General features: G+C 63.9%; 3 protein-coding genes. All 3 read right to left on the bottom strand.

Annotated features, from left to right (window positions below):
• Positions 1-107: 107 nt before the first annotated feature.
• The gene (locus tag KGB27_RS09095; protein ID WP_223554082.1) at positions 108-1,073 is read right to left on the bottom strand and encodes an alpha/beta hydrolase; all 966 of its coding nucleotides are present in this window, start codon (positions 1,071-1,073) and stop codon (positions 108-110) included.
• 92 nt (positions 1,074-1,165) lie between these two features.
• Entirely contained in the window at positions 1,166-12,964 is an 11,799-nt protein-coding gene (locus KGB27_RS09090) for an amino acid adenylation domain-containing protein (RefSeq protein WP_223554080.1), read from the bottom strand.
• Positions 12,961-16,059, bottom strand: coding sequence for a non-ribosomal peptide synthetase (locus KGB27_RS09085; protein WP_223554078.1), 3,099 nt, complete (start codon positions 16,057-16,059; stop codon positions 12,961-12,963). Before KGB27_RS09085 ends, KGB27_RS09090 begins: the two co-directional genes overlap by 4 nt.

The raw sequence follows: 16,059 nt of genomic DNA, 5'->3' as shown, positions 1-16,059 counted from the left end.
GGGATTGCGTAGGTTGTAGGAGCCGGCTTGCTGGCGATGCAGGCGACACGGTTTGTCTGGTTCACCGCGGGGGCCATCGCCGGCAAGCCGGCTCCTACAGATCACGATTAACCCAGGCTTTCTGTGATCTGCGCCGCCAGTTGCTCCAGCATCGCCGGTACTTCCTGGACCATCTCCCCCATCCGTGCGAAGTCGTGGGTCATTCCGGCTTTCACGTCCAGCACTACGGGTTGTCCGGCGGCACGCAATTTTTCGGCCCAGGCCAGGCCTTCATCCAGCAACGGATCGTATTCGGCCAGCCACAGTACGGTCGGTGTCAGCCCTTGCAGGGTTTCGGCGAACAACGGGGAAAAGCGCCAGTCGCGGCGATCATCAATGCTGCGTTGATACTGCTGATAGAACCATTCCAGCGTGGTCGCTTCCAGCAGGTAGCCTTCGGCGAAACGTGCAAGCGACGGGCGTTTTTCCACGGCGTCGATCACCGGGTACAACAGCACTTGCAGCCGTGGCGCGAGCAGCCAGGCCTGCGGGTCCTGGGCGATAGCAATCGACAAGGAAGCCACCAGGCTGCCGCCGACGCTGTCTCCCGCCAATGCGATACGAGCCGGGTCCAGCCCGAGGGCGCCGGCGCCGGTGGTCGCCAGCCAGCGCGTCACGTCTTCGGCGTCCTCGTAGGCGACAGGAAAACGGTGTTCCGGGGCCAGTCGATAATCCGCCGACAACACCGCAAAACCACCCGTCAGCGCCAGTCGGCGGCACAGGGTGTCGTGGGAATCGAGGCTGCCGACCACGTAACCGCCGCCATGGAAATACAGCAGCACCGGGCGCTCCTGCGTGCCCAGTGATGGTCGAGCATAGAGGCGAGCATTGAGCAGATGGCCGTCGCGGGCCGGAATGCTGACCGCAGTCACTGTCAGCGCGCCCATCGGTGCGGCGTCGAGCAGCTGCGAGGTTTGTTCGAATTGCTGGCGCGCTTCGGTCGGGCTCAGCTCGTGCATGGGCAGGCTTTTGCCGGTGAGGCGGCCGAACTCGGCCAGCTCTAGAAAACCTTCGATGTCCGGGTGCAGTGCCATGGGCGGTGGTCTCCAAAAAATAAAAAGCTCGCCCTATAAACGAACCGTGAGGGCCGTTCATTAGGGCGAGCTTGTTTTGGCGCGGTAATACCTTAGTCCTGCGCCACCACCTCGCGACCAAGTGCCGTCACCACGGCACTCAGGCATTCATCCCGTTGCAGGATATCGAAGTGGCTGGCGGCGACGGTTTGCACTTTGCGCAGCCGTGGTTGCTGACGCTCCAGCGTCGCGCGTTCGGCCGTCGGGTTGCCATCGGCCCACCAGCAGCACAGCTCGGCGCGCGGCAGCGGCAAGGTCTCGACCTGCCGCGACAGCGCCTTCAAGCGCGTGCTGACCATGAACGTCTGCGCCAACTCATCGGCCCCCAGCAATGCGTAACCGCTGGCCTGCTCGCCTTCGGTGTCGATCACCGTGCGAACGATCCGTGCGACTGCATCCTGATCACCCGTCGTTTCGACACTCAATGCCCGGGCGACAATCTCACTGTCCATGCTCAGGGTCGCGCCGAGGAACTCACTCAAGTCCGTGCGCCACTCATCAACACTGGCGACGGCGTTGGCCTGGGTCGGCACAAAGCTGTCCACCAGGCCGACGAATGCCACACGCTGGTCCTGCTGTTCAAGCAGGTCGCCGACCATCAACGCCAGCGCCCCGCCCAACGACCAGCCCAGCAAGTGATACGGGCCTTGCGGTTGCTTGCGGCGGATCGCCTCGACGTAGTCCGCAGCCATTTGCTGCAGCGAAGTGTCGTGCCACTGGCGGTCGAGCAGCATGCGGCATTGCACGCCGTACACCGTGCGCTGGCCTTCCAGTCGACGGGCCAGCGGTTCGTAGTCGAACACCGTGCCGAACCCGGCGTGCAGGCAGAACAGCGCCGGTTGATCGTCCACCGGCTGGTTCAACAGCAGCAGCGGTTCCGGGCTCTGTTTGAGCGGTTGCTCATCGACACCGGACAACCCGGCGATGGTCGGTTTGGCCATCATGTCGCGCAGTTTCAACTGGAAGTCCGGCTGATTCAGCGCCCGCACCTTCGAGATCACTTTGAGGGTGCGCAGCGAGTCGCCGCCCAACTCGAAGAAGTTGTCGGTGATGCCGACTTTGTCGACGCCCAGCACTTGCTGCCAGATCTCGGCCAGCGCCCACTCCAGCGGCGTGCGCGGGGCCACGTAGTCGCGGCCCTCGAAGGTCGGGTCGGGCAAGGCCTTGCGGTCGAGCTTGCCGTTCGGTGTCAGCGGGAAACGCGGCAACACCACGACCTGCGTCGGCACCATGTAATCCGGCAGGCTTTCACGCAGGGCCGCCTGGCAACGCAGGCCCAGGCCGTCGTCTTCAGCCGCGACCACATAGCCAATCAGTTGCGGCCCCTGCCCGCCGTCACGCACCACCACCAGCGCGTCATTGACCCCGACTTGCTCGCGCAGACGAGCTTCGATTTCGCCCAGTTCGATGCGGAAGCCGCGCACTTTGACCTGATGGTCGATGCGCCCCACGTAATCGAATACGCCATCCTCGCGGCGGCGCACCAGGTCACCAGTGCGGTACAGACGACCACCGTCGCGGCTGAACGGGTCGGCAACAAAACGCTCGGCGGTTTGCCACGGGTGACGGTGGTAGCCGCGCGCAACGCCACGGCCACCGATGTACAGTTCGCCGACCATGCCCACCGGCAACGGATTGAGGTCCATGTCCAGCACATGCAGGCTGCGGGTGCCGACGCGGCGGCCAATCGGCGCATACATCGCCTCGCAGTGACCGTCGGCAGCGATTTTCCACAGCAGCGGCGTAACCACGGTTTCCGTCGGGCCGTAACCGTTCACCAGGTATTGCGGTTTGAGCGTGTGCTTGACCCGTTCGAACGTGGCGTCCGGCACCGCATCGCCACCGAAGCAATAGATGCGCACCGGCGGTGGGTTGCCGCCCTGCAACTCGGCGTGTTCGGCCAGTTGCAGCAAGTACGCCGGCGGGAAGCAGGCGACGGTGATCCGCTGGCGATGCAACACCGCCAGGGTCTGTTCGGCGGTCCACAAGGTGTTGTCACGCACCACCAGGGTCGAACCGCTGATCAGCGCGGTGATCCAGCGTTCATGGGCACCGTCGAAGGCGAACGACATGAAATGCAGTTCACGGTTGGTCGGGTCCATTTCGTACAGCTCGGCGATCGCCTGCACGTGCATGCTCAACGGCCCGTGGGCCACGGCGACGCTTTTCGGTTTACCGGTCGAGCCCGAGGTGTAAATCAGGTAGGCCAGTTGCTCGGCGTGTACGTTGTTTTGCGGTGCCGTCACCTCGACGTCGAGGTTCAAGTGATCCACGGCGACCATCGGCGTGCCCGGATTGAGTTGCGCCGTGTCACGCAAACGCTCCTGGGTCAGCAGCAAACGCATGTCGCTGTCGGCCATCATGTAGCGCAGGCGTTCCTGCGGGTATTGCGGGTCCAGCGGCACGTACGCGGCGCCGCACTTCATCACCGCCAGCAGCGAAACCACCAGTTCCAGCGAGCGCTCCATGAACACGCCGATCACGTCTTCGGCCTGCACGCCCTGCTCCAGCAGGTGCACCGCGAGTGCGTCGGAACGACGATCCAGCTCGGCATAACTCAAGTGTTCGGCATCGCGGTCGGCGTAGCTGAGCACCAATGCGGTGTGCTCCGGTTGCAGCCGCGCTCGCTCACGGATCAGCTCGTGCACCGGCCGCTCGTGGTCTTCGGCCAGCGTCGGCAGCTCGCCGTCCAGTTGCCGGCCTTGGTCCAGCGTCAGCAAACCGATCTCGCCCACGGCGCGCCCGGCGTTGTCGCACAGACGCTGCATCAGGCTTTCCATGTGGCTGCGCAGCACTTCAACGGTGGCGAGGTCGAACTGATCGCGCTGGTGCATGTACTCGATGCGCAGCCCTTCATCGAGGCTGACCATCAAGTCCATCGCAAAGCTGGTCAGGCCGAAGTCGGAGACATCTTCGAAACGCAGGGAATCGCCGTTCCACTCGCGCAACGTGCGGTCCACCGGCTGGTTTTCGAAAACGATGATGCTGTCGAACAGCGACTGCCCGCCCTGCCCGGCCCAGCGTTGAATATCGCTGAGCGGAGTCTGTTGGAAGTCGCGGATGTCGAGGTTGTAGGCCTGGATCTCGCGCAGCCAGTCACCGACGCTCGCCTCGGTCGGCACGCTGTTGACCACCGGCAAGGTGTTGATGAACAGCCCGAGCATGTTCTCCGAACCGTTGAGGGTTTCCGGTCGGCCCGACACCGTGGCGCCGAACGTCACCGTGCGCTGGCCGGTATAACGCTGCAACAGCAGCAGCCACGCGGCTTGCACCAGGGTGTTGAGCGTGACTTGCTGTTGCTGGGCAAACGCCTGCAAACGTGCGGTCTGCTGCGCATTCAGGTGCGTATAGATTGCGTGATAACCCGCTTGCGGCGCCTTCACCGGCAATGCGCGGGCCAGGTGTGTGGCGCCTTCGAGGGCGTTGAGTTTGTCTTTCCAGAACGCTTCGCTGGCCTCGGCGACTTGCTGGCCGAGCCAGTCGATGTAATCGCGATACGCGGCCACCGGTTCCTGCGCGTCGCCACTGTAATGACGCAGCACTTCACCGATCAGGCGCGACACACTCCAGCCGTCCATGAGGATGTGGTGGTAGGTCCAGATCAGGCGATAACGGTCGTCTTCCAGACGCACCAGCAGCAGGCGCAACAACGGCGCACGGTTCAGCGAGAAGCCACGTTCACGTTCATCGCTGGCCAATTGGCGCACACGCTCGACCTGGTTATCCAGACCGCGCCAGTCCAGCTCGGTCAGCAGCGCCGGAGCGTTGCGCAACACCACTTGCAGCGGCTCCTTGTCGCCCTCCCACAGGAACGCGGTGCGCAGGATCGCGTGACGCTGCGCGGCATCGGCCCAGGCCTCGCGGAAACGCGGACCGTCAACGCCACGCACACCCACTTCGATCTGATTGACGTACAGCCCCGAGTCGCCGTCCTGCACCGAGTGGAACAGCATGCCCTGCTGCATCGGCGACAGTGGATAAACGTCGTCCACCTCGTCTGCCGTCAATGCCAGCGCCTGATATTGCGCTTCGTTCAGTTCGATCTTCAGCGCCGGTGCAGCCACTACCGGCGCGGCTTCCTCGGCTTCCACAGCCTGGGCGACGGTCGCCAGTTCGGCGATGGTCGGGTGACTGAACACGTGCTTCGGCGAAATGCTCAGGCCGGCCTTGCGCGCGCGGCTGACCGCCTGGATCGACACGATGGAGTCGCCGCCCAGCTCGAAGAAGTTGTCCTGAATCCCGACCGGCACTTCGAACAGCGCCTGCCAGACCTCTTGCAGCGTCGCCTCCACGGCATTGCGCGGCGCGATGTATTCACCAACCTGCTGATCGGGTTGTGGCAAGGCGCGGCGATCGAGCTTGCCGTTCGGCGTCACCGGCAGTTGCTCCAGCAACATCACATGGCTCGGTTGCATGTGCTCGGGCAGCGCGTTGCGCAGGTGCTGCTTCAGCCCGTCGAGCCCCAACGACTGACCGACCACGTAAGCCACCAGTTGCTTGGATTTACCGACATCCAGCGCGATCACCACCGCCTCGCGCACCTGTGGATGTTCCAGCAGGCAGGCTTCGATTTCACCCAGTTCGATGCGCAAGCCACGGATCTTCACTTGATGGTCGATGCGGCCGACGTATTCGATCACGCCGTCATCGCGATAACGCGCCAGGTCGCCGGTGCGATACAGCCGCTCGCCCTGTGCGCCGAACGGGCTGGCGACAAAACGCTCGGCCGTCAGGTCTGGACGGCGATGGTAACCCCGCGCCAGACCGATACCGCCCAAGTACAGCTCACCGACGCAGCCCGCCACTTGCGGTTGCAGGCTGTCGTCGAGAATGTAGGTCACCAGGTTGGCAATCGGGTAACCGATCGGCACGCTGATCGAGCCGTCATCGACGCACGTCCAGTGGGTCACGTCGATGGCTGCTTCGGTCGGCCCGTACAGGTTGTACAACCCAACGCCGGGCAGCACGCGGAACAGGCTGTTCTGCAAATCCGCCGACAACGCTTCACCGCTGCACATGATCTGCCGCAGGCTGGCGCAGCGTTCAAAGCCCTCGCCCTGAACAAATGCCTGCAACATCGACGGCACGAAATGCAGGGTGCTGACCTGATACTGCTCGATCAAACGCACCAGCTGCGCCGGGTCGCGATGGGCGCCCGGTTCGGCCACCGCAAGGCGCGCACCGACCATCAGCGGCCAGAAGAACTCCCACACGGACACGTCAAAACTGAACGGTGTCTTTTGCAGCACGGTGTCGCGACCGTCCAGCGGGTACGCGCCCTGCATCCACTCGATGCGGTTGAACAACGCATCGTGACGGTTGGCCGCGCCCTTCGGTTTACCGGTGGAGCCGGAGGTGTAAATCATGTAGGCCAGCGATTGCAACTCGACCACGCACGGCAGGTTTTCGTCGCTCAAGCCTTCGACCAGCTGAGCGCTGTCGTCCAGGCAGATCGCCGTGGTCCCGGCCGGAATCGGCAATTGCGCCAGCAGATGATGCTGGGTCAACAACACGTGCACGCCGCTGTCCTCGAACATGTGTTCCAGGCGCTCGCGCGGGTAATCCGGGTCCAGCGGCACGTAGGCGCCACCGGCCTTCATGATCGCGAGCAAACCGATCACCAGTTCCAGCGAACGCTCGGCGGCAATCCCCACCAGCACTTCGGCGCCGACCCCTTGGGCGCGCAGGTAGTGCGCCAGTCGGTTGGCCTGCTGGTTGAGTTGGCGATACGTCAGGCTCTGCCCGGCAAACACCAACGCCTGGGCGTCCGGGGTTTTCAGCACCTGGGCTTCGAAGCACAGGTGGACCGGGCGCACGTCGGGCCAGGTCACGGCGGTGTCGTTGAAGCCTTGCACTTGCTGTGCGGTCTGCGCGGCGTCGAGCAGGCTCAGGCGACCCAAGGCTTGTTGCGGCTCACGGACCATGGCATCGAGCAACGCCACCAGACGCTTGCTCAGGCCGTCGATGGCCTCGGCGGTAAACAGCGCAGTGTCGTAATTGAAACGCAGGTCCAGGCACTCGCCCAGCTCGGCGGCGATGGCCAGCGGGAAACTGGTCTGATCGTGATTGCTGATGCCGGAGAACTTCAGCGCACTCGGATTACCGCCCTCCAGCGCCTCGGCGACCGGGTAGTTTTCGAACACCAGCAGCGTGTCGAACAATGCCTCGCCGGAATGCCCGGCCCAACGCTGCACATCCGCCAGCGGCGTGTATTCGACATCGCGCAATTTGAGATTGAGCGCCTGCACCTCGTCCACCCATTGGCTGACCGTGCGCTCGGGATGTGGCGTGGCGATCACCGGCAAGGTGTTGATGAACAGGCCGACTTGCTGCTCTATGCCCTGCAACTCGCTTGGACGCCCCGACACCGTGGCGCCGAACGCGACGGTGCGTTGGCCGGTGTAGCGCTGCAACAGCAACAGCCACGCCGCTTGCAGCAAGGTGTTCGGTGTCACGCGGGCCTGACGGGCAAACCCGCTCAGGCGTTCGCTGGCCGCCCGGTCCAGGCTCAGGTGAACGGTGCAATGACCGTCACCTTGCCCTGCGACCGGTCCCGGCATCGCGCCGGCCAAACGGGTCGGCTCGTTGAACGCCTGCAACTGCTCCAGCCAGAACGCTTCGCACGCAGCGCGATCACGCCCGCCCAGCCACGTCATGTAATCGCGATAACGACCGCCGCTCGCCACCGGCATCACGCCGGAGTAACGCTGCAACACTTCGCCGAACAGCTGCGAGGTGCTCCAGCCGTCCAGCAGAATGTGGTGGTTGGTGAAAATCAGGTGATGGGTGTCGTTCGCGGTCTGCACCAGGGTCAGGCGCAGCAACGGCGCGGCTGTCAGGTCGAAACCGCGTAGGCGATCCTCTTCGGCCAGACGTTCCAGGGCGTGTGCCTGATCCGCTTCATTGCGCCAGTCGAGCATGGTCACCGGCAACGTGGCGTTGGCCAGAATCACTTGCAGCGGCTGCGAGCCATGGCTCTCGCTGAAGAACGCGGCGCGCAACACTTCATGGTTTTCCAGCGTCTGTTGCCAGGCGCTGCGGAACGCATCGACGTCAATGCCCTGCACGTCCACGCGCATTTGCGGGATGTAGGCACCGGCATCCGGGGCGAACAGGCTGTGGAACAACATGCCTTCCTGCATCGGCGACAGCGGGAAGATGTTTTCGATCTCACGCGCCGCCAGCGGCAGTGCATCGAGTTGCGCCTGATCGACGCGGACCAGCGGCACGTCACTCGGTGTCAGGCCACCGGCACCGCTCAGGCAGTGTTCGATCAGCTGTTGCAGTTCGCCAGCGTAGGCCTCGGCCAGGCGCTGCACGGTGTGCTCGGCAAACACGTCGCGGCTGAAGGTCCAGCTCAGGCGCAGTTGCCCGGCGTAGACCTGACCGTTAATGCTCAGGCCACGGTCCAGCGCGGCCGAAGCGCCCTGCTCGGCGCCACCGCTTTCACGGGCCGGGCGCCACGGTGCCTGCTCATCGAAGCTGGCATCGAACTGGCCCATGTAGTTGAAGGTGATTTGCGGTTGCGGCAGATCCTCAAGACCGGCCTGCGCCAGATACCGCAGGATGCCGAAACCGATGCCTTTGTCCGGCACGGCGCGCAGCTGTTCCTTGACCGCCTTGATGCTCCCGGCCAAATCGCTGGCCGGGGTCAACTTGACCGGGAAAATCGAGGTGAACCAGCCCACGGTGCGAGTCAGGTCGATGTCGTCGAACAGGTCTTCACGACCATGCCCCTCCAGTTTGACCAGGGTCGAAGGCTGGCCGGTCCAGTCCCCCAGCACCCGCGCCAACGCCGTCAGCAACAGGTCGTTGACCTGCGTGCGGTAAGCCGCCGGGGCATCTTGCAGCAGTTGGCGAGTGAAGGTGCTGTCGAGCACGGTTTCCACGCTCACGGCGTGTTGGCTGGCGAGGCTGCCTTGGGGATTATCGGCGGGCAGGTCCACCACCACATCGTGGTATTGGCGCTGCCAGTAAGCGGCCTGACTCGCCAGTTCGGGACTTTGCGCATGGGTTTGCAAACGCGCCGCCCACGCTTGATAGGCGCTGGATTTGGCCGGCAGGCGCACAGGTTGAGCCTGACGCGCCTGGTCGTAGGCCGTTTGCAAATCTTCGAGCAACAGACGCCAGGACACACCGTCCACCGCCAAATGATGCACCACCAGCAGCAAGCGCTGACCGGCCGCACCCATGTCCACCAGCAAGGCACGCAACAATGGGCCGTCATGCAAATTCAGGCTGGCCTGTGCGGCGTTGCAGTGCTCAAGCAATTCGTCGGCGTTCGCAGCCTGACGCTGCCACAGCAATTCGGCGCTGTTCCAGTGCTCGGCCTGAGCCTGTTGCCACACGCCATTCACCTGATGCAAACGCAGACGCAACGCGTCGTGATGTTCCAGCAACACGGCCAATGCCTGTTGCAGGCACGCGCTGTCCAGCGGCTCGCGAAGTTCCAGCAGTACCGATTGGTTCCAGTGGTCCCGGGCCTCGATGGCCTGCTCGAAAAACCAGTGCTGGATCGGTGTCAGCAGCACGTCGCCGCGCACCGGCCCCTGATCGATGACCAGACCGGCACTGCGCTGTGCGACCTTCGCCAGACTCTGCACGGTCTGGTGTTGAAACAGGTCACGCGGGGTGATGCGAATGCCGGCCTGACGCGCACGGCTGACCACCTGAATCGAGATGATCGAATCGCCGCCCAGTTCGAAGAAGTTGTCGTCGATCCCCACACGCTCCAGCTTGAGCACGTCTTGCCAGATCGCCGCCAACTCGGCTTGCAGGTCGTCCACCGGTGCCGTGTAAACCTGCTGCGCCAGCGCAGCATCAGGCTTGGGCAACGCGTTGCGGTCGAGCTTGCCGTTGCTGGTCAGCGGCCACTGATCAAGCTTGAGCAAATGCGCCGGCACCATGTAATCCGGCAGACCGGCCTGCAAATGTTCACGCAGCGACTGACGCAAATCGGCGACGTCCTGGGTGACGGTGAACCAGGCGACCAGTTGCTGACTGCCATTGATCTCGGGCGCCAGCACCAGCGCCTGTTCAATGGCCGGGTGACTTTGCAGGCGGTCCTGAATTTCCCCCAGTTCAATGCGGAAGCCACGAATCTTCACTTGATGGTCGATACGACCGGCGTACTCGATGCTGCCATCGGCGCAATAGCGCGCCAGATCGCCGGTGCGATACAGGCGTGCACCCGCCTCGGCGGCGAACAGGTCCGGGACAAACCGCGTGGCGGTCAGATCGGCGCGCTGGTGATAACCCCGCGCCAGACCTGCGCCGCCGACGTACAGCTCGCCGACGCAGCCCTTGGCCACCGGGTTCAGGCGTGGGTCGAGCACGTACCAGCGCAGGTCGGCAATCGGCTCGCCCAGTGGCGAGCTGTTGGCACCGTCGAGGTCGGCGCGGGACAACGGCCGATACGTCACGTGCACCGTGGTTTCGGTGATGCCGTACATGTTGATCAGCAACGGCTGCTGCTCGGCGAACGCGTCGTACCACGGACGCAGGCTCGCGACGTCCAGCGCCTCGCCGCCGAACACCACATAACGCAGGGCCATGCCCTGGGCATTGGCGCAGGCAAACGGCATCAACTGACGGAACGCCGACGGGGTCTGGTTGAGCACCGTGACCTGTTCATCGCACAGCAGGCGAGCAAACTCTTCCGGGGAACGGCTGATGGCGTGCGGCACCACCACCAGCTTGCCGCCGTAGAACAAAGCGCCAAAGATTTCCCATACCGAGAAGTCGAAGGCGTAGGAATGGAACAGGCTCCAGACATCGTCCGCGTTGAAACCGAACCAGTGTTCGGTGGCGCTGAACAAACGGGTCAGGTTGCTGTGCGGCAACAAGGTGCCTTTGGGTTTGCCGGTGGAGCCGGAGGTGTAGATGACGTACGCCAGGTTTTCCGGGCAGGTCAGGTTCGGCAGGTTCTCGACGGACGCCTCATTCAGCCAGTCACTGGCGTGGTCGAGGCAAATCACTTCGATGCCTTCGGACAACGGCAAACGCGGCAGCAGCGCGGAATCGGTCAGCAGCAAGCGCGTGCCGCTGTCGGCCAGCATGTAGGCCAGACGATCCTGCGGGTATTCCGGGTCCAGCGGCACGTAGGCGCCACCGGCCTTGAGGATCGCCAGCACGCTGACGATCATTTCCAGCGACCGCTCCAGCGCGATACCCACCAACACATCCGGCCCGACGCCGCGTTCGCGCAGACGCTGGGCGATGCGGTTGGCCTGTTGGTTCAGTTGCGCGTAGCTGAGGGTCGCGCCGTCGCAGGTCACCGCGATGTTGTGCGGGTGCGCGGCGGCCTGGGCTTCGATCAGTTGATGCGCGCACAGCGTGTTCGTGGCCTGCGAAGCGGCGCTGCGGTTCCAGTCCAGCAACGTGGCGTGCTGCTCGGTTGCGGCGAGCATGTTCAGGTCGGCCAAGGCGACCGAGCCATCGGCGCAAATCGCCTGCAACAGGTTCAGCCAATGCTGGCCGAGACGCTCGATGGTCGAAGCGTCGAACAATTCGGTGGCATACACGAACGAGGCGTGGATGCCGTCGTCGCTCTCCACGGTGTCGAGCATCAGCTCAAACTTGGTGGTCTTTTCATCCCAGATCAGCGGCTCGACGCTCAGGCCCGGCAAGTCCCAGCGCTGTTCGCCGCCGGCATCGCGCTGGTGGTTGAACATCACCTGGAACAACGGCGTGTGGCTCAGGCTGCGTTCGACATCGAGCCCATCGACCAACTGTTCAAAAGGCAAATCCTGATGCGCCTGCGCGCCCAGTGCCGCCGTCTTGACCTCGGCCAGCAACTGCAAAAATGGCTGGTCGGCATGGGGTTGGGTACGCAGCACCTGGGTGTTGACGAAAAAGCCCAGCAGGTTTTCCACGTCCTGACGGGTACGGTTGGCAATCGGCACGCCGACGCGAATGTCCCGTTCGCCGCTGTAGCGATGCAACAGGGTTTGCAACGAGGCCATCAGCACCATGAACAGCGTGCAGCCTTCGCGACGGGCGAGATCTTTCAGAGCCGACGGCAGGGCCGCCGGCACGTTCAGCTCGACGCTGGCGCCCTGCTGGCTCGGGATCGCCGGGCGACGACGGTCGGCCGGCAGGTTCAGTGGCGGGTGCTCGCGGCCCAGTTGTTCACGCCAGTAAGCAAGCTGGTGCTCGGCCTCACCGGCCTCCAGCCACAGGCGCTGCCAACGGGCGAAATCGGCGTATTGAATGCCCAACGCCGGCAGCTGCGGCGCTTGTCCGGCGCTCAGTTGCGCGTAGAGCTGGGTGAATTCCTGCAACAGAATCGGCAGCGACCCGCCGTCGGTGACGATGTGATGGAACGTCAGCACCAGCACATGCTGCTGCGCGTCGAGGCGGATCAACCGGCAGCGCATCAACGGACCGTGCTGCAAATCGAATGGCTGCTCAGCGTTGAGGCCGACCTGACGATGCAGTTCGGCCTCGTCGGCGGCGTTTGCCTCGACCAGCGGCGCGTCCATCCGCGGGTGGATTTTTTGCAGCACCTGCTGCTCATCGAACACGAAGGTGGTGCGCAGCACTTCATGACGCTGCACCAGCGCAGCGAGGGTTTGCGCCAGCGCGGCGCGGTTCAGCTCACCGCTCAGGCGAAAGGCACCGGTCAGGTTGTACGCGGTCGCCTGCGGCTGCATCTGCCACAAAAACCACAAGCGCTGCTGCGCGTACGACGCCGGCAGCGTGTCGACCGCCGGGTCCCTTGGCGGGATCGGCAGCAGCTCAAGGGTCAGGCCTTGCGCGTGCATCTTTTCTTGCAAGGCACGCCGCGCGTCCAGGCTCAAGCCGCAGAAACGCTGGGCCAGGGTCATCATTCTGTCCGGTGCAGCACTCATCGCGTGTGTTCCTCATCCACTTCGTCGAACAACGCTTCCAGCGCGTCTACATCGTTTTCTTTGTGTTCACTGTGCTGACGGAACTGCTCGATTTCCGCCGCCAGGCGCTCCAGGGTGTCGCCCTCGAAGAACAGCTTCAGCGGGATCGCCAGGTTCAGTTCTTCCTGAATCCGCGCACGAATCCGCGTTGCCAACAGCGAGTGCCCGCCGAGTTCGAAGAAGCTGTCGTGCACGCCAACCCGCTCCACGTGCAGCGCTTCGGCCCAGATCGCCGCCAGGACTTTTTCCAGATCGGTGCGCGGGGCGACGAAGGCACTGCGGCGCACGTCGAGGTCGAGCAAGGCCTGGCGGTTGAGTTTGCCGTTGGGCATCAGCGGGAAACGTTCCAGCCCCTGCAAGCGTGCAGGTTGCATGTGCTCCGGCAACGCTTCGCTGAGGTGGCTGCGCAATTCGTTGAGGCGGATGTCGGCGGTGTCGGCCGGGGAAATCACGAAGCCCAGCAGTTGCGGACCGGTCGGCGTTTCACGGGCGATGACGGCGGCGTCTTCGATGCCGGGGGCGCTGCGCATGGCGGATTCGATCTCGCCCAGTTCGATGCGGAAGCCACGGATTTTCACTTGATGATCGACCCGGCCGAGGTACTCCAGCACACCATCGGCGCGGTAGCGTGCGAGGTCGCCGGTGCGGTACAGGCGTTGACCGGCCTGCTTCGCAAACAGATCGGGCACAAAACGTTCGGCGGTCAGCGTGGCACGCTTGAGGTAGCCTCGGGCAATGCCGGCGCCGCCGACATACAGCTCACCTTCGACGCCCACGGCCACCGGCATCAGGTCCGGGCCCAGCACGTGAATGCGCATCCCCGGAATCGGCTGGCCAATCGGGATGGTGTCGTCGTCCTGACCGAGCGGCAGTTCCCACGCCGAGCACCAGACCGTGCCTTCGGTCGGGCCGTATTCGTTGACCAGTGCCACTTGCGGCAAGGCCTCGCGATGTCGTGCGACCAGGGCGTTGCTGCACGCTTCGCCGGCCACGATCACGCACGCCAGGGCATGGCTGTCGAGGTGCTCCAGAATCTGTGCGTGGTAAGACGGCAAGGTCAGGTAGTGGGAAACCTCCTCACGCTGGATCAGCGCCGCCAGCAGCGCCGGGTCCTTGTAGCTGTCTTCGTCCGGCAGGCACAGGGTCGCGCCCTGCCCCAACGCCCAGAAAACCCCGGCCACCGAGCTGTCGAAGGAGAACGACGAGAGCATCAGGAACGCGCGTAACGGCTGACGATAGAACGCGCTGCGTGCGAGGGTCGAGGCCACCGCATTGGCGTGACTGATCATCACACCCTTGGGCTTGCCGGTGGAGCCGGAGGTGTAAATGACGTAGGCCAGATTGGCACTGTCGCCCAGCGGGGCTGGCTGTTCCTGCGATGCGGACCAGACCTCGGCCTGCGCCATCAGCGAAATCACCCGCTCGCCGTGCAACGCTTCCGGCAGCGGCTGACAGGCCAACACCTGACGCGCAGCGGCGTCTTGCAACATGAACGCCAGACGCTCGATCGGGTAGTTGGGATCGAGCGGCAGGTAAGCGGCGCCGGCCTTGAGTGTGCCCAGCAGCGCAATAACGATTTCCAGCGAACGCTGTCCGTAGACCGCGACGATTTCATCCGGCGCCACGCCTTGGGCGCGCAGGGTATTGGCGACCTGGTTGGAGCGTGCATCCAGTTCGGCGTAACTCAGGCGTTGGCCATTGACGCTGACGGCGATGCGCTGCGGATGCAGGCGTGCCTGTTCGGTGAACAGGTCTTGCAGGTAGCGATGCGGCAGTGCCTGCTCGGCGGCCAGCGAGTTGAAGTCTTCGATCAAGCGGGTCAGTTGCACCGCGTTGACCTGAGTGGCCTGGCCCAGGGTCAGCTCGGGCGAGGTCAGCAACTGGCGGCTGAATTCGACAAACTGTTCCAGCCAGGCCGCCAGCATCGACTCGGGCACCGCGTCGGCCAGGCATGACAGCTGCAACTGTTCGCCTTGAATCCGCAGGCGCAGGACTTCCGGGTTGGCGTCGTCCACTTCAATGTTCACGTCGGCATCGGCCTGATACACCAGGCCATAACGCAGCGGCGTTGCGACTTCAGCGCTCAGTTCAAACTCGTTGAGGCAGTCGAGCCAGGACAGCGATTGCTCGACGTTGCCAGCAAACGAGGCCAGCGCTTGCGCCAGGGTTTCGTGGCTGCGGTGATCGAACGCCACTGGCAAACGACGGGCGAAACGCCCGAGGGTCGCTTCTGTCTGCTCGTTGCGCCCCGCCACTTCCCAGCCCATCAGCACCTTTTCCTGATTGCCGATGCGTGCCACAAACGCGCTCCACAACAACAACGCCACGCGCTGCGCTTCGACGCCCTGGGCGTCGGCCATCCGTTGCACATCAGCCAGCCATGCCCCGTCGTCGAGCGTCGCCTGATGGCGAGCCAGCGTCACTTCAACAGCCTTTTCGAAAGGCAGATGATGGGCCAGTGCGAACTGCTGTTGCAGGTTGCGCCAGAACGCGGCGCCTTGATGGCCGATGTCTTCTTCGCGCAGTTCTTCCTGCCACGCGGTGTAATCCAGGTACTGCAAGTCTTCCTGATTGTCGGCCAGTGTTTCGCCGCGCAACAGGCTCGCCAGCTCCGCCGACAGCACCCGCAGCGATGCTTCATCGAGACTGCTGGCCAGCGCCAGCAAGGTGACGAAATGCTGACCGTCCGTGGTTTCCACTGACGCCACCACCAGCACCCGATCCGACGCCTCAGCCAGGGTTTCGCGGCTGCGACTCAGCGCCTCATCCAGCGAAGACACGCGCCCCAACAACGCGACCGGCAACTCATCGCACAAGCTCTGTACCGGCCATTTCATCCCCGGCAAACGGCGATAGACCGTGCGCAGGGTTTCATGGCGCAGGCCCAGTTCATCCAGTGCCGCACGCAATGCCTGCGCCTCCACAGCCTGGGCGACCGGCACGGTCAGGGCGGCGAACAGCGGCTGTCCGCCCAGTTCCTGAGCGCGCAAATAAAAGGCCTGCTGAGCCGAAGTCTGGAAAACGTCTACCGAAGGTTCGAGGGCGGTGGTGTTCAT

Origin of the sequence: Pseudomonas sp. BF-R-01 (assembly GCF_019946615.1) — a bacterium.
GTDB lineage: Bacteria > Pseudomonadota > Gammaproteobacteria > Pseudomonadales > Pseudomonadaceae > Aquipseudomonas > Aquipseudomonas migulae.
This window is presented reverse-complemented; position numbering and strand designations above follow the sequence as displayed.

What these genes read in the sequence shown, in the direction of transcription:
- KGB27_RS09095 (WP_223554082.1), bottom strand. Translation starts at nt 1,073, where the DNA reads ATGGCACTGCACCCGGACATCGAAGGTTTTCTAGAGCTGGCCGAGTTC.
- KGB27_RS09090 (WP_223554080.1), bottom strand. Translation starts at nt 12,964, where the DNA reads ATGAGTGCTGCACCGGACAGAATGATGACCCTGGCCCAGCGTTTCTGC.
- KGB27_RS09085 (WP_223554078.1), bottom strand. Translation starts at nt 16,059, where the DNA reads ATGAACACCACCGCCCTCGAACCTTCGGTAGACGTTTTCCAGACTTCG.